Origin of the sequence: Trinickia sp. EG282A (assembly GCF_040965455.1) — a bacterium.
Taxonomy (GTDB): Bacteria; Pseudomonadota; Gammaproteobacteria; order Burkholderiales; family Burkholderiaceae; genus Trinickia; species Trinickia symbiotica.
Map to the genome: position 1 here is coordinate 1 of NZ_JBFRCC010000028.1, position 700 is coordinate 700.

Consider the following 700-nt stretch of genomic DNA (forward strand, 5'->3'; position numbering starts at 1 on the left):
GTATTGACCGTAGCTGCCGGCAGGGATTTCCATCTCGCCAAGGCGCAAATCGGCAATCTCTTTGGGCTCTACGGTCATCATGCCATCGGTCAATGCCTTGAGCTCGGCCACGAATTCTTTCAACGTTCTTTGCTTCTGGGACATGTCATATACCGAGCAATAAAATGGATAATGTACGTGGCATCGGCCACGCATCGATCAAAATGTCTGAAGCGAACCGCTCGGGGCTGAAACTATAGACGGCCCGTACTGTCCAGCGCGGCAAGTATAAGCAGGGATCGCGCCAACCAAGCATTGCTGCAAGGCCACCTCGTAACGGCAATCCGCCATGTTGCATATTTGACAATGTCGGACATGCGACATGTCCAAATACTTAGGCGATGCCTCGGAGCAAGCGCTACAAAACAATCTGAATGGACCGGGGCCTAACAGAAGAAATTGATGAGGGCCCGTCAATGGTATCCGTAATAATGGTGACTAATCCAACTTGTTTCGGGACCCACTGGCAGTTCTTGAAGGTGCAGAGTCCTGCATGGCTGCGGCGTCTGCCATGCGCGCAACTCTCGCGCTGTTACTAGGGATGGTGTTCAAAACTCACGCATTTCCGAGTGTTCAACCGGCCGCCTGCTGGGCACAATAGGCACATGAGACAAACCGACCTGAACCTTGACCTGACGAACCGGCGCACGCGCAAGCGCGC

The 700-nt window shown here is 53.6% G+C and carries 1 pseudogene; it reads right to left on the bottom strand.

Annotated features, from left to right (window positions below):
- Positions 1 to 195, bottom strand: a pseudogene (locus tag AB4Y31_RS31750) (hypothetical protein); the annotation flags it as partial.
- Positions 196 to 700: the final 505 nt, after the last annotated feature.